The following is a 24,599-nucleotide window of genomic DNA, read 5'->3' as shown; positions in this document are numbered from 1 at the left end:
TAAAAAAGAACGAACCGGCGGCCCATTCCCTGCGTATTGCCCATCAGAGGATTTCCCGGCCATGCGCATGTCTTCATTCGCCGTTTTAACGTTCGCCCTGGTCGCTTCCGTTGCCAGCCACGCCCAGTCCGGCAAAACGTGGGATAAGTCATATCCCGTCAGTGGTCGCGTCGTTCTGGATGTGACCACGGGCGAGGCCAGCATTCATACGACCGCCTGCGGCACTTGCCGGACTGTCACCATTCACGTGGACGCCCACGACCAGGACCTGAAGGACTACAAGCTGGAAGAGAGCGGCGGCGGCAACGTGGTCACCTTCTCGCTGAAGCGCCGTGATGAATACGGGTGGCATGGCAGCCACGGCCGTTCGCCTGAGGTGATCGTGCAGACGCCCACAGCCAGCGACGTCACACTGAAATCCGGCAGTGGCGGAACCGAACTTTCAGGTGTGAATGGCAGCATCAACGTCACCGCCGGTAGCGGCGGCGTGCATGTCACAGACAGCACCGGACGCCTGCGTGGCTCCGTTGGCAGCGGTGGTTTCAATGCCGAGGGCGGTTTCAGCCAGTTCCATCTCCACTCAGGCAGTGGCGGCGTGACCGTCCGCCTGCGTCCGGGCCAGCAGATGGAGAGCGATTCTTCGATTGAAGTAGGCAGCGGGGGCGTTCATCTGGCACTGCCGCGCGATCTGCACGCCACCGTGGATGCGACCGCTGGCAGCGGCGGCTTTCACAGCGACATCCCCATGATGACCAGCGGTGACATGAACCACCACCACGGAGTACACGGCACCATGAACGGCGGCGGCCCGGAGCTTCGCATTCGTACAGGCAGCGGCAGCACCCGCATTGACGCGCTCTAAACACAACGCAAACTTCACGGCGTCAACACGGCGCGTCCCATTCCGAATGGGTGGGACGCGCATCTGATACTCCATGAAGATCATCGCGCTCGAAGAACATTTCCTTACCGCAGAGATCCGCGCTGCGTGGGCAGCCTCTGCCATCGGAACGGAAGGCACATCCGTCTTTGACCGCGGCGAGATCGAAGCGCGGCTCGACGACCTTGGCGAAGGCCGCATCGCGTTGATGGATGAGAGCGGCGTGGATGTTCAGGTGCTCTCCGTGACCACGCCAGCACTGCACAACCTCGACACAGAAGCCAGCGTGCCTCTCGCCCGCCGCACCAATGATGCACTCGCCGCCGCAATTGCAAAACATCCCGATCGCTTTCAGGGATTCGCAACACTCCCCACAGCCGCACCGCAGGAAGCCGCGCTTGAGCTGGAACGTGCCGTCAAAGAGCACGGCTTTCATGGCGCCATGCTCTGCGGCCGCACTCGCGATAAAAACCTCGACCACCCCGACTTCCTACCCATGTTTGCCATGGCAGAAAAGCTGGGCGTGCCCATGTATATCCATCCGCAGATTCCGCAGAGGGCTGTGCGCGACACGCTCTACGGCGGTTTCAGCGACATGACTGACACGGCCTTTTCTACATTTGGCCTCGGCTGGCATTACGAAGCGGGTATTCAATTTGTGCGCATGATTCTGGCAGGCGTCTTCGATAAACATCCACAGTTACAGATGATCCTTGGCCACTGGGGCGAAGTCGTCCTCTTCTACACGGAACGCCTGAAGAACCTGAGTCACGTCCAAACGCTGCAACGCCCTGTATTAAACGTGATGCGCGAGAACCTCTACGTAACGCCCAGTGGCATGTGGAACGAGCTGTACTTCCGCCACGCCGTCGATGTCGTTGGCATCGACCGCGTGCTGTTCTCTGCAGACTATCCCTACCAGTACCGCCCCGGCGGAGCTCCAAAGCAGTTCCTCGAACAGCTCTCCATCAGTGCGGAAGACAAAGAGAAGATTGCGCACGCTAACTGGGAACGGCTGACGCAGTCATCTGTTCGTTAACAAAACTTACTGTCGGTCGTCTTCCAGATACTTCGGTAGCGGCAATCCACTGCGATCGCCACCAGGTGTCTGTGGCATAGGCCATGGCTGCGCTCCTACACGCTTGGCCCACGTCCGATACGCATCGGCCATGCGATGTACCTGCGCAGGATTTGCTTCTGCAAGGTTGTGCAGCTCTGTGCGGTCGGCATCCATGTCGTACAGCTCCCACGTGTCCGGGAACGCAGCAACGAGTTTCCATTTGCCGTCGCGCACAGCGCAGTTGCCTTCATGCTCCCAGAACAACATGCCGCGATCCGCAAGCGATCCGCCGCGCAGCACCGGCATCAGGTTCTTGCCTTCCAACGGAGCAGGCACAGTTCCAGCCTTGCTCTTCGCTGGCATCACGGCTCCCGCAGCAGCAAGGCATGTTGGCATTACATCAATCTCATGCCCTACCTGATGCGTAATGTGCCCTTGTGCCTTGAAGCCTTCGGGCCAATGCGCCAGGAACGGCGTGGAGATGCCGCCCTCATGTGCGAAGTGTTTGTACAAACGAAATGGCGTGTTCGACACATTGCCCCAAGGGCCGCCATAACTTTGAATGGTGTTTGCAGGGCCGGGCATCACGTTCGGATCGTTGCCGAACTGTAGCTCGCTGCCATCCGGTGCGGCATCAGGAACCCATATGGCGCGTTTTGATCCCGCAGGCATCGTCTGAATGTTGAACTCTTCATAGTTGCCGCCGTTATCGGCCATGAAAAAGATCAGCGTGTTTTCAAGCTGATGTGTTGCTTCCAGATGCGCAATAACCTTGCCCACATTGCGATCCAGAATCTCCACCTGCGCGGCATACACGGCCATGCGCTCGGCTTCCCACTTCTTGTACGAAGCACGCTCCCATGCAGGCACACGCGGATCGCGCGGCGTCATCTGCCACTCTGCCTTCAGCAGACCAGAAGCAAGTTGCTTCGCATGACGATGCTCGCGCATCGTGTCCCAACCTGCGAGATAGCGCTCGCGATACTTCGCCGTCACTTCTTCCGGCGCATGCAGCGGCCAGTGCGGCGCGTTGAATGCGCAATACAGAAAGAACGGCTGGTCGTTGGGCACGTCGCCCATCATCTTCACCGCCTCATCGCCAATCGCATCGGTGAAGTAGAAGTCTTTGTCAAAGTGGTTGATGGGTTCATTGTCGCGCGTGAGGCAATTCGGTGTGTAATAACTGCCCGCACCGGTAATCATGCTGTAGCCGTGATCGAAGCCGCGCTGCAAAGGCCAGTTATGCCTGTCAGGATTACCGCCTGTCTTCTGCTGCGATGACAGATGCCACTTGCCGGAATGCAGCGTTGCATAACCCGCGGGCTTCAGAGCCTCTGCAATGGTCACGCAGTTTTCGTTCAGGTCACCATCGTATGCGGGAAAAGGATAGCGGGCATGATCGTCCACCATCATGCCCATGTGCGCCTGGTGCGAATACATTCCGGTAAGCAACGACGCACGCGATGGGCAGCAGCGCGGCGAGTTGTAAAACGAACTGAACTGCACACCACTCTTTGCCAACCGATTGAGATGCGGCGTATCAATCTCGCTGCCGTAGCAACCGATGTCGGAATACCCCATGTCGTCCGCGAGGAAGATGATGATGTTCGGTTTGCGCGCCGCGGGTAGCGCAGGAATTGTCTTCGCGGAAGCGGTCGCCGCGCATGCGGCGAGGGTGGATGTTCGCAGAAACTCGCGGCGGTTCAGCATAAGTGTTCCGAGTGTAATTCTGAAACTGCAAGCAGGTGTTTCCATGCGCGATAATGTCGCCATGTCGCAAGCACCACACCTCATCGTGCAGAACTTCCTTTCCGCGGAAGACCACAGCAGCCTGCTGCGCTGGACACTGGAAAGCCAAAGCGCGTTTGTGCCGGCGCGTGTCCATTCCGGCGTGGATGACAAGCTGCGGCGCGCGCTGGTGATGCAGGACGTTGGCCCCTTCAAGATGCCGCTCGCCAAAGCCGCAAGCAGCCAATACCGTGGCTGGCTAACGCAGATGGGCCTGCCACCATTCGACGTCTCCGGCATCGAACTGGAACTGGCCGCGCACAACGACGGCGCACACTTCACGCGACACACCGACACGCAGACCGCCATGGGGCAGGGTTCGCATCGAGCGTTGAGCGCCGTGTACTACTTCCATCGTGAACCCAAGAGTTTCACAGGCGGCCAACTGCGCCTGTTCTCCGCAAATGACGAAACCTACACGGACATTGAACCTGCGCAAAACACGCTGGCCATCTTCCCGTCGTTCGTACCGCATCAGGTTCTGCCCATCGCGTGCCCATCACAGGAATTCGCCGATTCCCGTTTCGCTATCAACTGCTGGCTACACGTTCGCACACGCGCTGCAACAACATAAACGCATCGACGACCTATAATCCCCGCATGTACACACCACAGGCTGGCATCTTTGCTCTTGGCACTTCTTCGCACGCGTATCTGGAATTTGACCTGCTGGATGCGCAGCACCACGCCGCATTTGCATCGAAGATCGCGGCCATTCGCGAACCACGCACCACTACCGGCGGCGTGAACTTTGTGATCGGTGTCCGCCCGGAGCTATGGCGCACTCTGATGCCCGGCGACATGCCCGCGGACGTCAGCGGTTTCAACAAGGACCTGAACGGCATAGAAAGCTTCACCATGCCAGCAACGCAGCACGATGCTCTGGTATGGCTCTCTGGCAGCGCGTATGACGTTCTGTTCGACATGGCGCGCACCGTGGTCAAGGACTTCGCCGATGTTGCCAAGCTCTCTGACGAAACCACTAGCTGGCCGTATCAACATGATCGCGATCTCACCGGCTTCATCGACGGTTCAGAGAATCCATCGCTGCTGGAAGCACCCGGCTACGCATTGATCCCGGAAGGCCAACCCGGTGCTGCAGGCTCCGTGCTGCTGCTGCAGAAGTGGAAGCACAACACCAGTGCATGGGAAGCCCTGCCAGTGCAGGAGCAGGAACTGACGATGGGCCGCACCAAGGCGGACAGCATCGAACTGGAAGACAAGCCCGAATACTCGCATGTGGCACGCACAGATCAGGACACCTTCGGCAACATCTTCCGCCGCAACATGCCGTACGGCGACGTGCAGGATCACGGCACCATGTTTGTGGGATTCAGCGCCGAACAGCAGCCCCTGCAGAAGATGCTGGAAAGCATGGCCGGCCTGGTCAATGGTACACGCGACGCGCTCACACGTTATACAGCGCCCATCACAGGCTCGTACTACTTTGTGCCCTCCGTAGAGAGCCTTGGGAAGTTAGGTTAAGCACGACCCATCATGAGTTCGATATGCTGATCGCAGTTTTCACAGTGGAGATGTAAGCCCATGGCCATGACACGACGCACCTTCCTCCAGCTTGCCGCTGCCGCCACCGCCGCAGCCGCCACACCCGCAAGCTTTGCATACCCATTGGGCCTGCCCATCGGTTTCCAGAGCTACGTCTTCCGCAAGAGCGTTGCCACGGACTTTGAAGGCACCATGAAGGGCCTTGTTGCAGCAGGCTTCTCCACGGTGGAACTCTGTTCGCCCTACGGCTACAGTGACTTCGCATCGCTGCAGAAGTACAAGCCGCGCGAACTGCACGACCTCCTCAAAGGCTGGGGCCTTGACTGCTTCTCCGCACACTGGGGCGGGAAAGAACTCTTTGAAGAAACAGACAAGAGCATCGCCTACGCAAAAGAGTTTGGCATGACGCAGATGGCCATCGCCGCCCTTGGCCCCTTCCAGCCCAAAGGCATAGAAACTCTTGCCGACGTGCAGCGTTATGTGGATCCCTTCAACGCCTTCGCAGAAAAGGCCCACGCCGCAGGCATCATCCCAATGCTGCATAACGAGGGCTTCGTCTCCGCCACAGTGGAAGGCAAGAAGGTCTACGACGTGATGATTGCCGAACTGCATCCCGCCGTGAAGCTGCAGTTCCAGGTCTCCACCATGCAGCAGGGCTTTGACCCCGTGACGTATTTAACGAAGTATGCCGGTCGCTTCCAGTCCATGCACTGCCAGGACTGGGTGAAGGACGCTTCGACCAAGAGCGGCTTCCGTCAGGTCTCCATTGGCAAAGGCGTCGTGGATTGGAAGGCGGTATTCACCGCAGCCGGCAAGGCAGGCGTCAAAAACTATTTCGTGGAACTTGAAGAAGATCCGTCACTCATGGCGCCCAGCGTTCCATACCTGAAGAAGCTCAAAGTCTAAACAGGCCTCTAAGCTTTGCCTCAAACAAAAAGCGCAGCCTTCGGGCTGCGTTTTTTGTTGCTCTTCTTCATGTCGTCCTTCAAGCCAGTCATGCCTTTGAGTCGTATTTCTTCCATATCTCATAGGCGCCTGGAGCACGATTTACAACGCAACGGAGAACGAAACGTTTCGATGCATCCACTCCGATTCTTGTCCAAAAAATCACAGGTTCATTCGAAATTTCGTGCTTGCTCAATGGTCTGACCAATGCCTAAAATTGGCCGCTTCAAAAAAGTGGTCCTACCTCGCGGTGAAGCAGAGACCACATGTAGAGCACAGAGTTAGCCCTTTCGGAGGAAATTCACGTGACACCCATCCAATTCCCATCGCGTATGCGAAAAGGTCTGGCGCAGAATGCAGTGCGCCTGATGCTGCTGGCAGGCGCAACCGCTCCCATAATGCTCCCAGGCATGATGATGGCGCAGGCAGTGAACGGATCACTGCTGGGCACCGTGCAGGACAAGACCGGCGCAGCTGTCCCAAACGCCAAGGTCACCATCACGGAAAAAGCCACCAACATCACACACGAAGCGACCACTAACGCCAGTGGCAACTACAGCTTCCAGAACCTTTCACAGGGCTCATACTCTGTGAACGTGCAGATGCAGGGTTTCCAGAGCGAAACGCATCCCAGCGTCGACGTACTGGTGAACAACACCACCCGTTCTGACTTCGATCTGAACCCCGGCAACGTTACGGAGACCATCGAAGTCACTGACTCGGCTCCAATGATGCAGTCTGACCGCGCTGACGTTTCGACGAAGATCGAGCAGCAGAGCGTCGAATCACTGCCCATGGGCGTGAACCGCAACTTCCAGTCGTTGCTGAACCTGGTTCCCGGCACCACCCCTGCAACCTTCCAGCACTCGCAGTTCTTCAATGCCGGTTCCACTCTCCAGACCGAAGTTAACGGCCTGCCGCGTATGGGCAATGCCTACAACATTGAAGGCATCGATGATGACATGCGTACGGGCCTGCTCCAGATCCTCATCCCGCCCGCCGACGCAATTGGCTCCGTTGAAGCATCGACCAACAACTTCCAGGTAGAACTCGGTCGCGCCATCGGTGCTGTCACCAACGTCACCTTGAAGTCGGGCACCAATCGTTTCCACGGCTCCGCTTCAGAGTATCTGCAGAACAGCTACTTCAACGCGCGCTCGTACTTCGCTGCGGCGGCGGGCAAGGTCACCTATAACTACTTCGGTGGAAACATCAGCGGTCCCATCATCAAGGACAAACTCTTCTTCTACGGTGATTACTTCCGTACCGCCGACCATGAGCGAACGTCGAACACGCTGACCATTCCATTCCCCAAGTACTACACAGACAACGGCAGCGGCTTCATTGACCTGAGCGACCTGCCCACGCAGGTCTACGATCCCACAACCGGCGATCCAACGACAGGCGCAGGACGTACGGCATTTGCCGGAAACAAAATTCCTATTAGTCGCGTTAACAAGGTGTCTCTGGGACTGCTGCAGAAGCTCCCCCAGCCGAATCAGAATCTGAATACGCTTTCTGCACCCAGCAACAACTACTTCGTTAATTCGCCCTTCTACAAGGACGCCCATACCTACGACGCAAAGATCGACTACCAGATCACGCCGAAGGATCACCTCAGCGGTCGCTTCAGCCAGCAGATTTATTCGCTGTATCAGGCACCATCCTTCTCCAGCTTCCTTGGCGGCCCCGGTAATGGCGGCGGTTTTGCGGGTACGGGCCATCAGAACGCTTTCTCAACCGGTCTGAACTACGATCACGCCTTCTCGTCCACCCTGCTCACCGAAGTTCGTCTGGGTGTGGCCCATTATCGCAACACATCGCAGCCGGCTGATTATGGCTCCAACGACGCTACAACGGCGGGTGCACCAGGCGTTAACGTAGACCAGTTGACCAGCGGCCAGCTTGGCATCAATATCGGTACCTTCTCCTCGGGGCCATTCATTGGTTACTCGCCGTCCATGCCCTGGATTCGCGCTGAAGCCAACATCGACTTCGTGAATAACTGGACGAAGATTGTGGGTAACCACACCTTCCGTTGGGGCGTGGATATACGCCGCGTTCGTGATGGACTGCTTCAGGGCCAGACATACAGCCCCCGTGGTGTTACTACGTTCGGACAGAACCAGACCAGCATTCCCGGTGGCAAAACGGGTGCAGCAAACGATATCGCATCCATGCTGCTGGACGTTCCCAGCGGCGTAGGACGCGATCTGTTTACCTACTTCCCTGATTTCCGTCAGTGGTGGTACTTCGGCTTCGCTGGCGACAAGTGGCAGGTAAATAACAAGCTGACCCTTGATCTTGGCGTTCGTTGGGAGTTCTATCAGCCCGCTACACCAGCAAAGACCGGAGGTTTCTCGCAGTATGACCCAAACACCAACCAGCTTCGCATCGCTGGCGTCGGTGCCAACGCGATGGACCTGGGCTACAAGAAGCAGCTTAACTACTGGGCTCCTCGCACCGGCTTCGCATATCGCGTAAGTGATAACACTGTCGTACGCGGCGGTATCGGTATGGCGTACATGCCGTATGCCGATAACACCTGGCTCTACAACTATCCCGTCCGCGCAAACAACGCATACACTTCCTGCGGCTCTGGCAGCAGTTATCTCGCTGCACAGTACACCTGCTCCGGTAATACCTTTTCGCAGCCGGTAAGCTTCCAGAGCGGTTTCCCGGCTCCTGTACCGGTAGTGGTTCCTGCATCAGGCGTTTATCAGATCGATCCATCCAACAGCCTGCTTAACAACCAGACGTACATCTACATCCCACAGGACTACCACAATCCGTACGTCTACTCGTACAACTTTGCCGTACAGCAGGCCCTGCCTGCCAACTTCTCGCTGTCCATCGCGTATGTTGGCAATCATGGCGTCCGCATTGGCGCGGCGAACAATATCAATCTTCCCGACCGCTTGAACTGCGGCACAGCATGCCAGCCGCTGCAGATCAAGTTCCAGCACTCGGCCGGAGTCACGCAGCAGTTCATCGGATTCTCCAGCAACTACAGCTCGCTACAGACCACGTTGAGCCGCCGCTTTACCAACGGCTTGTCCTCAAACTCGTCCTACACCTGGGGCAAGGGTCTTGGCTATCAGCAAGGCGACGACGGTGCCATCACCTTCTTCCAGGACCTGCGCCGCAACTACGCTCGTAACGACTTCGACCGCACCAACAGCTTCTCGCAGTCGATCACTTACGAGCTGCCGCTGGGCAAGGGTAAGAAGTGGGCCAACACTGGCTTCCTCGCTCAGTCGATCGGCGGCTGGAAGGTCTCGGGTATCGTCCTGCTCTACAGCGGTACACCGTTCAACGTTACGGCGAACGGAGGCACGATCAATACCAGTGGCTGGCAGCAAAATGCCAATCTGGTCGCTCCGTTTAAGAAGCTGAAGGGCATCGGTAACAACGCTTACTGGTTCGATCCCGCATCGTTCGCGCAGCCAAACGGTTGCACGGGCTATGCCACAGCAACTCCCACCACTGTTACCTGCCCGATCATCAATGGTGTGACGGTGGGTAACACGGGACGCAATCCGTTCACAGGTCCTGGCCTGTTCCAGAACAATGCCTCCATCTTTAAGACCTTCGGCCTGCCGATGGAAGGCACCACGCTGGACATTCGTATGGACGTATTCCAGCTCACCAATACACCGCAATTCTCCAACCCCTCGAACTCCATCACCAGCGCCACCTTCGGACGTGTAACCGGTACAACCGGTTCCGGTTCCGGCGTGAACGGCACGGGTGGCGGACGCTCGCTTCAACTGGCTGCGATCTTCAAGTTCTAACTGAAGTCGCACAAAACAAATCGCCTCAGCGGCCATCCTTCGGGATGGCCGCTTTTTATTGGCGCAGAACTATCGGAAAACCACGCGAATGGTGCAGAATCTGTGAACGGAATGCTGGTTTGAAACGTATCAGCATGGTGTAAGGAGAGTTTTTATGCGATCGATCACTCTGGCGCTGCTTTTATCGGGATCGTTCCTGGTCACGGCCTCTGCCCAATCGACCTGGGACAAGAGTTACAACGTGAACGGAAAGCCCATGCTTCAAGTGCAGGTGGACGACGCATCGGTCCAGGTGCGTTCTTGCGGCGGGTGCCGTAACGTGAGCGTTCGCGTGGACTATCGCAACGGCGATCCATCGCAGTGGTCCATTGCCGAACTACAGGGCGGCAACGGCATCCACTTCTCCCTGAAACACAAGGAAATGACGCGTAACTTCTTCGGTGGCTGGCGTGGCCACTCGCCGGAAGTCACCATCGTAACCCCCATGGAGACAGATCTGGATCTGCGCAGCGGCGACGGCGCACTCACTCTTGCCGGTCTACACGGCAGCGTCGCCGCCCATACGGGCGACGGCGCCATCTCTGCTGACGATCTGGTGGGCACATTGCGGCTTACCACTGGCGACGGCAGCATCACCCTCCGCCGCTCTGAGGGCTCGCTCTATGCCACCACCGGCGATGGCAGCATGAATCTGGAGGGTCGCCTGAACCAGTTTGAAGCACGCAGTGGCGACGGCGCGGTAGCGCTTCGCCTGATGCCGGGTTCCACGCTCGGTTCTTCTTCATCTGTAACCACTGGCGACGGCAGCATCTCGATCAACCTGCCGCACGATCTGCGTGCGGAAGTCGATGTCAGCACTGGCGATGGCCGTATCAACTCCTCACTTCCGTTCTTCACAAACACCAACGGCGACCGTGGTCACACGCATGTACGCGGCAACATGAATGGCGGCGGCCCAACGCTGCGCATCCACTCCGGTGACGGCAACATCTCGCTGTCCGCTTCCTAGTCGGTATTTGCGCGTCTAATCTCTCGTGGCGCCGCACTCGCAAAGCATGCTCTTTCCTGAAGCGGCTTCGCCCCAGACGAAGCCGCTTTTTCACGACCTGGGTGAGATACAGGATCGCCTCCTCGCATGGTGGGGTGGCCCTGCGCCCGTGCGTGAAGTGTGGGATCCGCTCACGCAGTTGATTTATTCCATCCAGTCCTCACGCACAAAAGATGCGGAAAGCCACGCATCCTTACGCACACTCCGTGAACGATTCGACGGATGGCCCACCGGCCCTAACTCATGGGACGAGGTCCGCTGGGAACGCCTGCGCGACGCAACCATCCCCGAGATCGAAGACGCCCTGCGCCTTTCTACCTTCCCCGAACGAAAAGCCGTTCAGTTAAAACAAACGCTCGAACGCATTACAGAACGAACAGGCGCACTATCGCTAGCATTCCTTGCGAAATATCGGACCGACAAAATTCGTCGTTGGATTGAAGAACTTCCCGGTGCAGGCTCGAAGGCCAGCGCCGCCGTAGTCAATTTTTCTTCATTGCGACGCAAAGCACTGGCGATTGACGCACACCATCAACGCATCGCCATTCGTCTCGGCGTCGCGAAAACCAGTGCGACGCCACGGGAAGTAGAAACTGCACTCATAGCCATGGCACCACCGCAATGGACCGCCATCACCATGGACGACCATCACACGCTGGTAAAGAAACTCGGCCAAAGTCTCTGCACTTTGCGCGAAGCCCATTGCAAACGCTGTCCTCTGCGCGATGTCTGCATTACCGGCTCGTCCAGTACAGAAGCCACACTCTACTTCCCTGCGAAATCCACGTCCACACTGCGCATTTGATACAAAGGATTCCGCAGGTACGGAGAAGAGATGAGCACAGTGTGGACACGCCGACAGATGTTGCAATACGGAGCAATAACCGCTGCTGGAGCGGCGTTTCATCCGCTTCTGGCGCAGACGTCCAGCAACCGCCCACAGGTGAAGACAAAGCTCGGCACACTCATTGGTGAAGAGACCAACGGCATCCGCCGCTTCCTCGGCATTCCCTTCGCTCAGCCGCCGGTAGGTTCGCTGCGTTTCCGCGCAACTCAACCAGCCAAGCCGTGGAGCGCGTTCGCGACGCCACAAAGTTCGCCGCCAGCGCCATGCAGCCCGGCCACCCCAACCAGAGCGAAGACTGCCTCTACCTCAACATCTATGCCCCCGCGAAGACCGCAGCGCCACTCCCTGTCTTCGTATGGATTCACGGCGGTGGATTCACCGGTGGCAGTCCCGTGGATGTTGATGGCTCCGTCTTCGCCAAAGACGACGTCATCATGGTTACGGTGCCGTATCGCCTGGGCGTCTTCGGCTTCCTCGACTGGTCACCGCTACTCGGCGCCGACTATACAGACAGTGCCAATAACGGCCTGCGCGACCTTGTGATGGCGTTGCGATGGGTGCATGAAAACATCGCGGCCTTCGGCGGCGATCCCGCGCGCGTCACCATCGGCGGTCAATCTGCAGGCGCAAAGCTCACAGCATTCCTCATGGCTGTTGAAGAAGCGCGCCCGTACTTCTCCGCGGCAATCTCTGAGAGCGGTGGCGGTGAACGCATACTCGACACCGCTGGCGCGCATCGCGTCACGGAAGCCTTCGCATCGCAACTGACTGACCGCAGCCACGATGCGATCCTTGCTCTACCGCCACAACAACTCATTGCTTTGCAGCAGCGCATGATTGAAGCTTCGCCAGGCAATTTCCCTCTGCGCGTCCAGGGCGGAGGTCAACTGCTACCGCATCGCGCCATCCCTGCCATCGCCGCGGGTAGTTCGCGCGGCAAGCATCTACTTATTGGCACGTGCCGCGACGAAAACGCCTTCTACCTCGGTGATCACGCCGCGGAACGCATCACGCAAAAACGCTTGGGCAACACTACAGAAACACAGTTCCAGTCAGTGCTATCGCACTACGCAACGGTCTATCCGCAAATGTCCGCTGCAGACCGCAACATCCGCGCGCTTACCGCCGAAGAGTATTGGGTGCCAAGCATCCGCGTGGCAGAAGCGCATAAGAAGGGCGGCGGTGGCGCCACGTATTTCTATCGCCTCGACGAGACAGCGGCTACTGGCCCACACAAGGACACAAGCTATCACGCATACGACCTCGGCTACGTCTTCGAACATCTCGCCACTGGCGAACCCTCCGCTGCACAAACCCTATCAAAAGAAATGCACACAGCATGGGTCAGCTTCATCAAAGGCAATGCACCTGCGGCAAACGGCCTGCCAACATGGCCACAATGGGATGCAAAGCAACGTGCCACCATGCTGTTCAACGCAACAAGCCAGGTGCAGCAACAACCTGCAGAAGCAGAACTGCGTCTGTGGGACGGATTCTCCTTCTCCTGAAGATCACAAGCCTGCTCTAACAAAACAAGGCATAGTCAAAATTTTGCATTTTTAAGCTAGTTAATCGTTTGACTAATGCGGTATGCTTCCGCTGCCAGAAAACAGGTGCCTTCGCCTGCACGCAAACATGCGGCTCCTGTCCGGGCACACAAGGGAGATGCTGTTCATGACGTACCTGCCGCGTTCCGTTACTCGCCGTTCCCTCCTTGCTTCGCTTGCCGCTACCACCGGCTATGCAGTAGCGCAGAAAGTGATTCCCGGAATCCCTAACGTCGGCATTCGGGCGGACAACAACGCCGCACGTACCGAATGCGGCGTGGGCGCGTTAATGCCGTGGGCTGACGGTCTCTATGCCGTCACCTACAACTCCTCTGGCAAACGAACCGGCACAGGCCTCGGCCTCTATCGCCTTGAAGATGACCTGAAGATCGAAGCGCTCGACATGCCCAACGGCGTGTACGCAAATCGTTTCATCCATCACGCCAGCAATCAGTGCATCATCGGCCCGTACATCATCGACTCCACAGGCAAGTGGCGCCGCATTGAAGGCCTCGTCGAACATCGCCTCACCTCCACCATGCCGCACCTTACTGATCCGAAGAACCGCGTCTACTTCATGACGATGGAAGGCCTCGTCTTTGAGATGGATGTGAACGACCTGAAGCCGCGCCTGCTGACCGATCTGACAAAGGACATGAACATCAAGGCGCAGCCACACTTCAAAGGTGGCTACACTGCACAGGGTCGCGTCGTCGTCTCTAACAACGGCTTCTTTGCCTACGGAGAAACGCAGGCAGGCCTCTTCGAGTGGGACGGCAAAGGCCCGTGGAAGCGCATCAGCGACAAGCCGCACATGGACGTAGCCGCGCGCGAAAACATGGGCAACGTCATGTTCGCCAGCGGATGGGATGAGAAGTCCGTTCTCTTCCGCGCGCTGGTCAAAGGCGAGTGGCAAGTCTATCGCCTACCCAAGCCCTCACACGCATTCGAACAAGGCTGGCAGACCGAATGGATGCGCATTCGCGAAGTGGAAACCGAACATTACATGATGGACATTCAGGGCATGTTCTACGAGCTGCAGCCTATCGCATTTGAAGATCGCATATGGGGTGTGAAGCCCGTCTGCCAACACCTGCGCATCATCCCTGACTACTGCAGCTTCCGCGGCATGCTCGCACTCGGCGGCAACGAAACCACGCCGAACAACGACAACAACGCAGTCGTAGGACAGCCGCAAAGCGGCATCTGGTTCGGCAAAACAGACGATCTATGGAGCTGGGGCAAGCCGCAAGGATGGGGCGGCCCATGGCGTAAAGACATGGTCAAAGCTGGCGAACCATCGGATCCGTTTCTGTTCACTAACTTCGAGCACAAGATGCTTCATCTCATTAGCGACAAGGCAGGCACCGTTGAAATCCAGATTGATTTCTTAGGCGACGGCACATGGGTGAAGTACGAAACAGTGAAGCTGGCCGCAGGCGAATACCATCCGGTCATCTTCCCCGAAGGCTTCAGCGCACAGTGGGCGCGCCTCATTCCCGGCGTCTCCGCAAAGATGACCGCGGAGTTCATGTTCACTTAGAAACCTGCGCCAGCATTAGAACAAACAAGAAACGCAGCGACCAAGCGCTGCGTTTCTTGTTGTCGAACTAAAGTCAGGCCGCTACTTCACGCGGTCGCGAATCTCGGTACGCACCAAGTACAAAAAAAACACCATCGAAAATGCGGCAGGCAACAGATAGCCCGGCTGATGTGTTTGATAAAACAGCGTTGCATTTCCCAGCGAATAGAAGAAGCAACCGCCCAGCAACAACGCCCATCCCCAACGCTTCAACCGCAGAAAACCGAATACGCCAATCAGGATCATCGTTGCCACAGTAAGGATCGCGTACAGTGCGCTCGTGCGGAATTGATCACGATGCGCGATCACGTTGATCGCATTCGCCATCGAAACAAACAGCATGAAGATCGCGATCATCGCCATACCCGGCAACATGCGCGGGCCCTTGGAGCCTTCAATATCAGGCCGTACCGAACCCGGCGGCAGCTTGATGCGTTTGATTTCCTTCTCGCTCATCTTCTTCTTTCAGGTTACAGCGTCTTCAGGTACGCCAGTATCGACGCAATGTCATCCTGCGAAACCTGTCCACCCAGCGGCGGCATCATGCCGCGTCCATGCTGAATCGTCCACGTAATGCGCTCGTCGTTCGCAGGCGCGCCACTCTGCAGATATTCCTTCTTGTACACACTCAACAACGAGGGCCCATGCAGCGATCCTGTATCGCGATCGTAATGACACTGCGCACAGTTCTGCTGAAACAACACATAACCCGCGTGTTCCTGTGGCGTCAGTTGATCAAGCGGCTTTGGCGGCGGCACAGTCTTGCAGCCCATCAACGCGGTGCATACTACTGACATCAGCAGCAGTCGCTTCACACTGCACGCTCCCGCATCTGCTTATACGCCTTGTGAATGAACGACCCCATGTACCAGCCGTCAATGTACTTGTATGGAGTTTCGCCCGTCGTGTAATGCCCACATGGCAACACGCGACTTACAAAGTTCACGCCCCGCTTGCGGAAGTTGCTGAGTACATCCAGAGAGAACTCGCGCAGGAACGTAAGGTCCCATGGCGCATAGATCACCAGCGTCTGCCGCGTCTTCTCCGCAGCAAAGCGATCCATCACACTCATCGGGCTGATCGACGTGAAGATGGCGCGCACCTGTTCCTGTGTCAGCCCCTCGCGTTCAAACGCCGCACGAATATGCCGCGTGCTCTGCCCCGTCCAAACCACATCGCCAAACCATGTCGACGCATGATTGAACGCGCACACCTGGATGCGCGGATCAAACGCCGCAGCCATGAAGCTGTAGCAAGAGCCTAGTGAAGTTCCCAGCACACCGAACTGCTCGTAACCCTGCGTCTGCAGCCAATCCACACACGCGCGAATGTCGACAACAGCCTGACGGCATGCGGCAATCGTGCGACCGATATTGCTGCTCACCGCATAGTCACTGCGTTCCAGCTCCGCAGGCCGACGAATGTCGTGATACGGCTTCGACAACCGCAACCCCGCAATGCCAAACTTGTTGAAGATGGCACACAGCGCGTTATGACTGAACGCATCCGCGTTCCACTGCGGCATCACCACAATGGCCTGCTTCTTCCGCTTCGGATCTTTGTGTGCAGGTTCGGGATACCAACGCGCATTCACCGCATCGTTCTCGGGATACTTCGAATGCACCGGCGACGTGAACCGCAGAAATTCCGCTTTATCCAGCTTGCCGCTTGCAGCATCATCCTTCAACTGTTGGTCTTGCGCCAGCGTCTCTGGACGCACATTCGTCGGGAACAGCTCTGGATGCCGATGCTCCAACCGAAAATCCGTCGGCAGCGCATAGCCGTAGAACTCCGCGTTGCGGGCAACAATCTCTTCATTCACACGCATCATGCGTTCCAACGCATTCTGCGTGGTCAACTGACCGGCCATGTCCAGTCGATGCGACTCCGCGGCCAGCTCGCTGAAATCTGCAAGCCAGTCAAAACCCCACTCCAGCGGCCGAACCACGCGATTCGTATCGCGTGTCGTAAGCGCCGTCTCCCAGCGGATCATCCAGTCCGCATACCACTTTCCAAGCATCCCTTTCAGGATATCTGACCGTGCCAGGCCACGGCATTTCTCGCGTCATGTTCCATTGAATGAACCCGATGCAGATTTTTCATACATATCAGGCAACTCGCTGAATCCACTTAAATAACAGCGATTTCGCATCACCCGCAGGCATCGAAAGAAAATCCATGTCGCATCCCAGACATAGCGCGATGATGCAGAGCCGGAATGCTTATGGCTCCCGCGCGTGGAGGAACCACCGATGATTTCCCTTAGAGGTTTTGTACAGCCTGTGGCTGCACTTTCCCTGGTCGCCTGTTTGGCCACCGGATGCTCACGTCAGCAAAGCGCAATTGATGCAGCGAAGAAAGATGTCGTCGCCACCGGCCAGCCGCAGGAAGTGGTCTATTCAGATCCGGACGGCAGCACCACTCTCACCATGGTCTCTCCGCCGGCTCCCGGCAGCACCATCCCCACCACGGTCCAGTCCACAGCTCCAGTTGGCACCGCACCCGCACAGGGCTTACCGGATTGGAGCCAGGGTGTACACCCGCCGCCACGCCACGCCGCTCGCTTCAAAGCACCGGGTGTAATGGCGGAAGGCACCGTCACGCAGACGGCAACCAATCCTCCCGCGAACGCCCCGGCATATAGTGCTGCAGCTCCCGCGGCTCCAGTGACAACTGCGACCACGACACCCGCACCGCAGTTTGTTCCAGCAGACATTACGATCCCAGCCGGAACCGCACTGGCCATCCGCATCAATCAGCGCATTGACGTGAAGCACGCACACATCGGAGACCGCTTTACCGGCGACCTATCGGAAAGCGTCACACGTGACGGCAAGGTGATTCTGCCGCGCGGTACCGACGTACGTGGCGTCGTGGACGCAGCACACCGCCGCGGCCACTTCAAAGGCCGCTCCGTCCTTGAATTGCGACTGACTTCGATCATGCACGACGGTAAGTCCTACCCCGTGCAGACCGCGGATTTCGTCGCCAGCAAGAAGGGTAAGGGCAAGCGTACCGCGGGCTGGATCGGCGGCACCGCAGGCGCAGGCATGCTCATTGGCGGCATTGCCAGTGGAGGCGTCGGCCTCCTCGCAGGCGGACTCGCTGGTGGCGGCCTTGGAACGGTTATCGCAGGCACCACGGGTAATCGCGACATCGTCATTCCCGCGGAATCCCTCGTCCGCTTCCGCCTGGAAGACGACCTGACGGTCAGCTCCACGCCGGAGACGGCAACGGTGGCCGACAACCGCCCCGTAACAAACTAAAAACAACTCCCTCCCCCAGAACTGATTTCCCTCAAAAGGGTCCTCAACGCGAGGCCCCTTATTTTGTTCCAGGCATTACATCTCGCGGTCGTAGAACGCCGGTGGTTCAATCCCCAGCGAACGCAGATACACATACCCCTGTCCGCGATGATGCACCTCGTTCTCCAGCACGTAAAACAGCAACTGAAAGCCCTTCATCTCCCACTGGCCAAAGGCCTTCATCGTTTCGCTGAAGCGCCCCACGGGGATTAAAGGAAACTCCGCATTCAGTTGCGCTGTCTGCGTGTCCCACTCAGCCAGCAACCCCTGCTTGGTAGTGGGCTTCGCATGCTCGAACTGCTCCCACTTCAGCGTCGTCATGCCACGCACCGTGGGCAAAGCCATTCCAAGAAACTCGTTGCCCATCTCTCCAAACGTACGCATGCCGCCAAGGCTGTAGGTGAACAGCTTGTCCTCAGGAAATGCCTCAAACATCTTTCGTGTAAGCCCGCGATGCCCTTGCCAGTGCGTCAGAAACTCTTCGGGTGTCACTACGGTGGTCAATTCGCTTGTCATGATGCTCCTCCCGCCCTTTCATGGGCACGAACACCAACATATTCGCCATTCCCGACAGTCCCTGTCGTAAATTAAGAGCACACTTTCCCTATGCAAGACCCCGTCATGCGCGTGCTCACGGTGCTTGAAATTCTTCAGGCACGCGATAGCGTCTCGGGCGCGGAGCTTGCGCGGCGCCTTGAGGTAGACCTGCGCACGGTGCAGCGCTACATCGTCCGCCTGAAAGACCTCAGCATACCCATCGACTCAACACCAGGAGTCGGCGGCGCCTACCGCCTACGCCCAGGCTTCCGCTTGCCTCCACTGCTGCTTACCAACGAAGAAGCATTCGCGCTGTCGCTGGGCCTGCGCGCACTCCGCCAGATTGGCCTTGAAGCCTTTGCTCCCGCCACGGAAGGCGCACTCGCCAAGCTGGAACGAGTGCTTCCCCACGCCCTGCGCGAAAGCGTACGCGTCGTCGAAGACACCGTCGCACTCGAGCCAAGTATGTGGACGGTTCCAACTTCCGTCTCCTGCCTCATCGCGGCAGCCACCGCCATCCGCGCAGGCAAGCGCATCCACTTCCGCTACGAATCACATGCCAAGGAAGAGTCCAACCGCGAAATAGAACCCTACGCGGTTCTCCATGTCGACGATCGCTGGTACCTCATCGGACATTGCCTCACACGCAAAGCCATGCGAACCTTCCGGCTGGACCGTGTCACGGATCTACGTACCGTTAACCAAACCTTCGTACGCCCACAAGACTTCGACGCACGAGCCTACATGGCTCAAAACATGCCCTTCGTTCAGTCGCGTTATCAGGTCGACGTGTGGGTCGAGATGTCCGCCGAAGAAGCGCGACAACACTTTGCACTATGGCGCGTCAGCCTGGAACCAAAAGACAACGGCGTGCGCATGCGATGCGGCCGCGACACCCTGGACATGTTCGCCGCCATGCTACTCACACTCAACCGGCGCATCGTAGTCCACAGCCCGGACGAACTACGCGACACCTTTCGACAACTCGCCCAGCGCGGACAAGCGGCCGCTCAAAACAACACGTAAGAGAAAGCTCAAACGGTAGAAAGCCATCATCCTGCGCGAAACGACGTGAAGCCTGAGGGACCTGCATTCCTCTCGCATCACAACGATTTACAGGTTTCCATAAACCCGTCCACGCGAATGCGCAACACACTACACCAGTCGCTCACTTTCTATAGACCACTATTTCCCACAAGCCGACATGTCGAGACCGATCGATGGCGCTGCTGTATGTTTTTGCGGACTTCACGAATTTACTAGAGGATTATTAGAAGCAGCGACATCACTTACCGGGGAAGCAGCATGACTGGTTCGATTTCAGTCCGGGAGCGGGGGCAGATTATTCCGATTGTCCCGCATGTTGTGCGGAGACACGCGGAGCTTGCCGCGCGCGGCGTGCATGTGGAGCAACACATGCATGAGCCGACCGAGTTCGCTGAGAGAGAACTGCTACAGCACAACCTCTTTCTCTACACGGGGCCGTCAGCGAGGGCGGAGATCAAGAGTCCTGAGTTTACCGGGGTGCGCTGGATCCATCCGGGATCGATCTGGATTATGCCTGAAGGAAGCCGGCATAGCGTGCGGTTCGAGAGCTGTATGGAAGGCGTTGCGCTGGCTTTCGATCCGCCGACGTTCGATCTTCTTGTGCAGTCTGCTGGCGGGCGAACCTCCCTGCCGATTCTGCATGCGTTGACGCCGTGTACACCGAAGATCTATCACCTGATGCGTGCGCTGATGCATGAGAGCTTCGATGCGAGTCCGGACAATGGGATAGGGCTGGAGTGTATTGCGACGGCTGTTGCTCTTTCGATCAGTAGAAATGCGGGTGCTCTCGCCCCACTCAGAACACGGACCACACCACGACTCGCGCCGAAACAGATTCGTGCGGTGCAGGCCTATGTGGAGACACATCTGCACCAGCAGATTTCATTGGCTGATCTGGCGGCAACTGCGGGACTGAGCTCGTTTCATTTTCTCCGCAGCTTCAAGGGCAGCCTAGGGTCGACCCCGGCAAAGTACGTGATGGATCGCCGTATGGAGAGAGCGCGTTATCTGCTAAAGGTCGGCAAGCTCACGGTGTCGGATGTGGGGATAGAGGTAGGTTTTGAGGATGTGAGTCACTTCTCAAGAGCGTTTCGCCGTGCGATGGGTGTTACGCCAACGGCCTTTAGAAGTGCCACGCAACAATAAGCAAGAAACGGTAAAGGGCAGCAAGATTCGGTAATGGTCTGCGCGAGCCTTGCGCACACACTCAACATGAGTGGTCAGAGTTTATAACCCCAAGGAGGAAACACTCATGTCCGAAACTTCCCATTCCAAGAACATCGTCCTGGTCCATGGTGCATTTGCTGATGGATCGAGCTGGTCGAAAGTCATTCCGCTGTTGCTCGCCAAAGGGTACAAGGTAACGGCTGTCTCCAATCCGCTGACGACCTTTCAGGAGGACGTTGCGGCTACAAAGCGCGCGATCGCCGCGCAGGATGGACCGGTGACCCTGGTCGGCCACTCGTATGGTGGAGTCATCATCACGGAGGCTGGCAACGATCCGAAGGTGACAGCGCTGGTATACGTCGCAGCCTTTGCTCCCGATGCCGGGCAGTCCATTGTGGAGATCAGCAAGCCCTTCCCGCCGCCGCCGGGACCGCAGACGGCCGTGCCGGTTGGGGATGGTTTCATTCTGCTATCGCCGGAGGGCATTGCAACTGACTTTGCGCAGGACTTGGACGAGGAAGAGAAGGCGCTAATGATAGCGACACAGCCGCAGACCTCTGGCTCGATCTTTGGAGCCCAGCCCACGCAGGCCGCGTGGCGCAGCAAGCCATCGTGGTACATCGTTGCGAGCAATGATCGCATGATTGCGCCAGAACATGAGGCAAGCATGGCCAAACAGCTCGATGCAACAACGACGACGTTGCCGTCTAGCCACGTCGTGATGCTGTCTCATCCGAAAGAGGTGGCGAAGGTGATCGAGGATGCCGCGACCGGTGCCAGATAGATGATCCTAGCGTTGCTGGCGCTGTGCGCCAGCACGCTAGGAATACGACATCTCAACTTGAGCAGACAAGCACACAACTTGCGTGCGCAACGCTTATCCCTGAAGCGTGACAAAAATCTCTGATCGAATCTTCCAACCACTTGCTGTTCGCCGCCACATCGCAGCATAGCTACCGGTGTACGCGACGGCACCAGAAGACAGCGTTGCAACCCAACTGCCATGCTCGGCAGCCAAAGCCTGATCGTCTGCAACATGGATGACCTCAGGCGTGCGCACATAGGTCATACTCTCCTTCGGACGATCGAAGCCTATTTTGAACAGCCGCAGATACTCGGCACGCGATGCGACAAACGTTCCATCGCCAATGACGCCCACATAGTCCTCGCCCAGCGAAGCCCCAACGCCAACCAGATTCCGCCGCGCAATTGCGCGATTGGAATTCTCGCGAGCGCGACGAATCTCCGCCTCATCCGGCTCTTTGTTCAAACCTGTCTCGTTCATGTTGTCCTGATCCATGGGAAAGCAAATAACACCGTATCGCAAATCGCGATACGCATCCATAACAAGCGTGAAACAACACGCTACAGAATCACTTCATCTTGATCCCGGACGGAACAAAGCTCTCGCTTTTCAAATATGCACCCAGGCGAATTGGGATGGCATGCTCAACCGTAATCGTCCGTTCCATTGTTTCTCCCGGCTTCAGAGAAAACGGAATTTCTGTCTGCGACACAATCCTGCCGTCCACTCCCGGCTCAATCCACACCTGAAACACTCCGCTCTGCGCACTGCGACCCTGGTTTTCGATAGTTAGTTTTGCTTCCGTTGCATTCACTGCTATCAGCCGACGCGCAATCACCGGCGTATCGATATCTAGGCCCATCCCCTTCACCCAATCCGGATTCCACACCGCATTCTCTGGATGAATCTGGTTCCCGGCCGAGTCCATGTTCTTCTCCTCGGTCAGCTTGTCGTAGTAAGCGACCCACACCCTGCACCAACACTCGTTGTCGTGAATGACATTGCCTATGGGCAGCCCCGGCGTCTGGTTCAGAAATCCAACCAGTTGCGGATAACGGCTACGCCACGGTTCTTCCTTGTATGGCATTGCCTTCAGGCGATTCAGCAATGCCGGATTGGTGCCGTCAAAGTAAGCCTTCTGCCACCCCATGCCGCGCGCGTCAAAGTGGATTCCCATGTCGTCATCCACAAACTTGTTCTTCTCAAAAACGTTGTCGTTGCCGCCACCAATCTTCGCACCGCGAGCAGCTCCGCGAATGACATTGCCAATTACATACGACCCGCTGGATTCGTCGTCCAGATAAACGGCATTGATATCTCCCAGCCCCAGGTTATGAAAGTAATTACCGCGCACCGAGTTGCCACGCTCCGTCGTATCCGCGCCAATGTAGTAGGCACTCGCATCAGCCGTCTCCATCGCCACGGTATGAATATCGTTTCCTTCAATCAAATGCTCATTGCCGTGTACCCATATAGCGAAATGCGGAGCATGATCGATCGTGTTGCCCACAACGCGATTCCCAACACCTGACACGTTAATCCCCGGCGTATACGTACGCGACCAGCGAGCATAGTCGTGAATATGATTGCGCGCCGCAACATGCCTAGCAGCAGTTAGCGTCTTGCGATCACCGCCATCCAGAACGATGCCTCCATCGCCTGTGTCGCGGATCTCCGAGTCTTCTACGATGTCCGCATCCCCACCACGAATCACCACGCCTGCATTGCCAGTGTTAGCTATGCTGCAATGCACAACGTGAACATGACTGCCATCACGAATGACAATGCCATCAGCGCGTGTCATCGCAAAATCAAGGTCACGGAACTCCACATATGACGCGCCTTCGACGCTCACCAACGGCTTATCAAGAAGCGAAACCTCTGCGAGTCCAGCCGCAATCGGAGACGGTGGCCAGAAGTACAACACACCTGCTGCACGATCCAGATACCACTCACCCGGTTCGTCCAGCTCCTCCAACACATTAACAACCTGCCAGCGCTGCCCAGCCCTGTAGTTGTAGTTCGGATTCGGCGCTGCGGTATCGATGAGATTATGCGCTGTGTCGATATGCGTGATGTGCTCATAATGATCGGCCCAGTCGTAATACCAGTAGCCGTGCACCCACGCATCAGGAGCCTTCACCCACCGCGCTGCACGTTCACCTTCATACGCAAACTGATTCTGCGCTTTGTCTTTCGTAGCAGCGTCCGTATATGCCCAGCCAACGTTTGGCCAACGTGCCAACGTCATAGGCCTGTTATGAAAGAACAATTCCAACGCAGCAATATTCGGCCTTCCCATGCCACGCGAAAGAATCTCTCCATAGTTGCTAATTCCCTGCGCGCGTAAATCAGCACGCAGAATCTCTCCACGCCACTTCTTAAAATTCCTTACCGGCGCGCCGCCAACAATGCGCACCTTCTCTCCCGACACTGCGCGATAGGCCACTGGCGCCGCAGCGGTTCCACTATCCGCAGAAGTGAGCGTGAAAGCCGTCGTTCGACGATAGTCACCACCGCGCAACCAGATGGTGATAGGCACATCATGCTTCGCTGCACGCGCTGCATCCCGTGCGCGTTCCAGTGACGCAAAAGGCCGAGCCCTGGTTCCAGGATTCGTGTCCGCGCCTTTCGGCGAAACATAAAACTCTTCGCTGTGCATTTGTGTCGCACAACAAAGCAGTAGAAAAATGAGAACCACAAAAGACCACGCAGATTTCAAAATCAAGCCACATCCCGTC

20 protein-coding genes and 1 pseudogene are annotated in these 24,599 nt (G+C 57.3%); 14 read left to right on the top strand and 7 right to left on the bottom strand.

Annotated features, from left to right (window positions below):
- Window positions 1–61 precede the first annotated feature (61 nt).
- Together JAO32_RS03485 and JAO32_RS03480 are read left to right on the top strand one after the other, a co-directional pair.
- Window positions 62–862 carry a DUF4097 family beta strand repeat-containing protein gene (locus JAO32_RS03485; protein ID WP_334237527.1) on the top strand — a complete coding sequence of 267 codons (801 nt, stop codon included), beginning with the start codon at window positions 62–64 and terminating at the stop codon, window positions 860–862.
- A 73-nt stretch (window positions 863–935) separates the two neighbouring features.
- Window positions 936–1,919 carry an amidohydrolase family protein gene (locus JAO32_RS03480; protein WP_334237526.1) on the top strand — a complete coding sequence of 328 codons (984 nt, stop codon included), beginning with the start codon at window positions 936–938 and terminating at the stop codon, window positions 1,917–1,919.
- A gap of 6 nt (window positions 1,920–1,925) precedes the next feature.
- Here the strand turns inward: JAO32_RS03480 and JAO32_RS03475 are convergent, their stop codons facing one another.
- The gene (locus JAO32_RS03475; protein WP_334237525.1) at window positions 1,926–3,650 is read right to left on the bottom strand and encodes an arylsulfatase; all 1,725 of its coding nucleotides are present in this window, start codon (window positions 3,648–3,650) and stop codon (window positions 1,926–1,928) included.
- Between the two features lie 43 nt (window positions 3,651–3,693).
- Between JAO32_RS03475 and JAO32_RS03470 the strand changes: the two genes are divergently transcribed.
- The 8 genes and pseudogenes from JAO32_RS03470 (at window position 3,694) to JAO32_RS03435 (ending at window position 14,958) form a co-directional block, all read left to right on the top strand.
- Window positions 3,694–4,302: a 2OG-Fe(II) oxygenase gene (locus tag JAO32_RS03470; RefSeq protein ID WP_334237523.1), complete on the top strand. Its 609-nt coding sequence runs from the start codon at window positions 3,694–3,696 to the stop codon at window positions 4,300–4,302.
- 26 nt (window positions 4,303–4,328) lie between these two features.
- Complete coding sequence (locus tag JAO32_RS03465; RefSeq protein ID WP_334237522.1) at window positions 4,329–5,213, top strand: Dyp-type peroxidase; 885 nt, start codon at window positions 4,329–4,331, stop codon at window positions 5,211–5,213.
- A 60-nt stretch (window positions 5,214–5,273) separates the two neighbouring features.
- The gene (locus JAO32_RS03460) at window positions 5,274–6,140 is read left to right on the top strand and encodes a sugar phosphate isomerase/epimerase family protein (RefSeq protein WP_334237520.1); all 867 of its coding nucleotides are present in this window, start codon (window positions 5,274–5,276) and stop codon (window positions 6,138–6,140) included.
- A 344-nt stretch (window positions 6,141–6,484) separates the two neighbouring features.
- Window positions 6,485–9,973: a carboxypeptidase regulatory-like domain-containing protein gene (locus JAO32_RS03455; RefSeq protein ID WP_334237517.1), complete on the top strand. Its 3,489-nt coding sequence runs from the start codon at window positions 6,485–6,487 to the stop codon at window positions 9,971–9,973.
- Window positions 9,974–10,127: 154 nt separating this feature from the next.
- Entirely contained in the window at window positions 10,128–10,982 is an 855-nt protein-coding gene (locus JAO32_RS03450) for a DUF4097 family beta strand repeat-containing protein (RefSeq protein WP_334237515.1), read from the top strand.
- Window positions 10,983–11,028: 46 nt separating this feature from the next.
- Window positions 11,029–11,826: an endonuclease III domain-containing protein gene (locus JAO32_RS03445; RefSeq protein WP_334237513.1), complete on the top strand. Its 798-nt coding sequence runs from the start codon at window positions 11,029–11,031 to the stop codon at window positions 11,824–11,826.
- A gap of 30 nt (window positions 11,827–11,856) precedes the next feature.
- Window positions 11,857–13,376: pseudogene (locus tag JAO32_RS03440) on the top strand (carboxylesterase/lipase family protein).
- Window positions 13,377–13,542: 166 nt separating this feature from the next.
- On the top strand, window positions 13,543–14,958 hold the full coding sequence (locus JAO32_RS03435; protein WP_334237509.1) for a hypothetical protein: 1,416 nt from the start codon (window positions 13,543–13,545) through the stop codon (window positions 14,956–14,958).
- 81 nt (window positions 14,959–15,039) lie between these two features.
- Here the strand turns inward: JAO32_RS03435 and JAO32_RS03430 are convergent, their stop codons facing one another.
- Genes JAO32_RS03430 through JAO32_RS03420 form a run of 3 tightly spaced genes read right to left on the bottom strand, consistent with a single transcriptional unit; the run spans window position 15,040 to window position 17,017 of the window.
- Window positions 15,040–15,453: a hypothetical protein gene (locus JAO32_RS03430; RefSeq protein WP_334237507.1), complete on the bottom strand. Its 414-nt coding sequence runs from the start codon at window positions 15,451–15,453 to the stop codon at window positions 15,040–15,042.
- 14 nt (window positions 15,454–15,467) lie between these two features.
- Entirely contained in the window at window positions 15,468–15,812 is a 345-nt protein-coding gene (locus JAO32_RS03425) for a c-type cytochrome (protein WP_334237505.1), read from the bottom strand.
- Window positions 15,809–17,017, bottom strand: coding sequence for an alpha/beta hydrolase family protein (locus JAO32_RS03420; protein ID WP_334237502.1), 1,209 nt, complete (start codon window positions 17,015–17,017; stop codon window positions 15,809–15,811). Before JAO32_RS03420 ends, JAO32_RS03425 begins: the two co-directional genes overlap by 4 nt.
- 232 nt (window positions 17,018–17,249) lie before the next feature.
- Here JAO32_RS03420 and JAO32_RS03415 point away from each other — a divergent pair, with 232 nt between their 5' ends.
- Window positions 17,250–18,263 carry a hypothetical protein gene (locus tag JAO32_RS03415; protein ID WP_334237501.1) on the top strand — a complete coding sequence of 338 codons (1,014 nt, stop codon included), beginning with the start codon at window positions 17,250–17,252 and terminating at the stop codon, window positions 18,261–18,263.
- Between the two features lie 75 nt (window positions 18,264–18,338).
- Here JAO32_RS03415 and JAO32_RS03410 read toward each other — a convergent pair whose 3' ends face one another.
- Window positions 18,339–18,818, bottom strand: coding sequence for a DinB family protein (locus JAO32_RS03410; RefSeq protein ID WP_334237499.1), 480 nt, complete (start codon window positions 18,816–18,818; stop codon window positions 18,339–18,341).
- Between the two features lie 90 nt (window positions 18,819–18,908).
- On the opposite strand from JAO32_RS03410, the gene JAO32_RS03405 reads away from it, so the two are divergent.
- From JAO32_RS03405 to JAO32_RS03395, 3 genes are all read left to right on the top strand, one after another.
- Entirely contained in the window at window positions 18,909–19,865 is a 957-nt protein-coding gene (locus JAO32_RS03405; protein WP_334237497.1) for a helix-turn-helix transcriptional regulator, read from the top strand.
- Between the two features lie 279 nt (window positions 19,866–20,144).
- Window positions 20,145–21,032 (top strand): AraC family transcriptional regulator, encoded by an 888-nt coding sequence (locus JAO32_RS03400; RefSeq protein ID WP_334237494.1) that lies wholly within the window; start codon window positions 20,145–20,147, stop codon window positions 21,030–21,032.
- Between the two features lie 106 nt (window positions 21,033–21,138).
- A complete protein-coding gene (locus tag JAO32_RS03395) occupies window positions 21,139–21,837 on the top strand; it encodes an alpha/beta fold hydrolase (protein ID WP_334237493.1) in 699 nt (232 codons plus the stop codon).
- 93 nt (window positions 21,838–21,930) lie between these two features.
- On the opposite strand, the gene JAO32_RS03390 is transcribed toward JAO32_RS03395, so the two are convergent.
- Together JAO32_RS03390 and JAO32_RS03385 are read right to left on the bottom strand one after the other, a co-directional pair.
- Complete coding sequence (locus JAO32_RS03390; protein ID WP_334237491.1) at window positions 21,931–22,338, bottom strand: YybH family protein; 408 nt, start codon at window positions 22,336–22,338, stop codon at window positions 21,931–21,933.
- Window positions 22,339–22,426: 88 nt separating this feature from the next.
- Window positions 22,427–24,586, bottom strand: coding sequence for a right-handed parallel beta-helix repeat-containing protein (locus JAO32_RS03385; RefSeq protein ID WP_334237489.1), 2,160 nt, complete (start codon window positions 24,584–24,586; stop codon window positions 22,427–22,429).
- Between the last annotated feature and the right edge of the window lie 13 nt (window positions 24,587–24,599).

The sequence above is a fragment of the Terriglobus sp. ADX1 genome (genome assembly GCF_036877645.1).
GTDB lineage: Bacteria > Acidobacteriota > Terriglobia > Terriglobales > Acidobacteriaceae > Terriglobus.
This window is presented reverse-complemented; position numbering and strand designations above follow the sequence as displayed.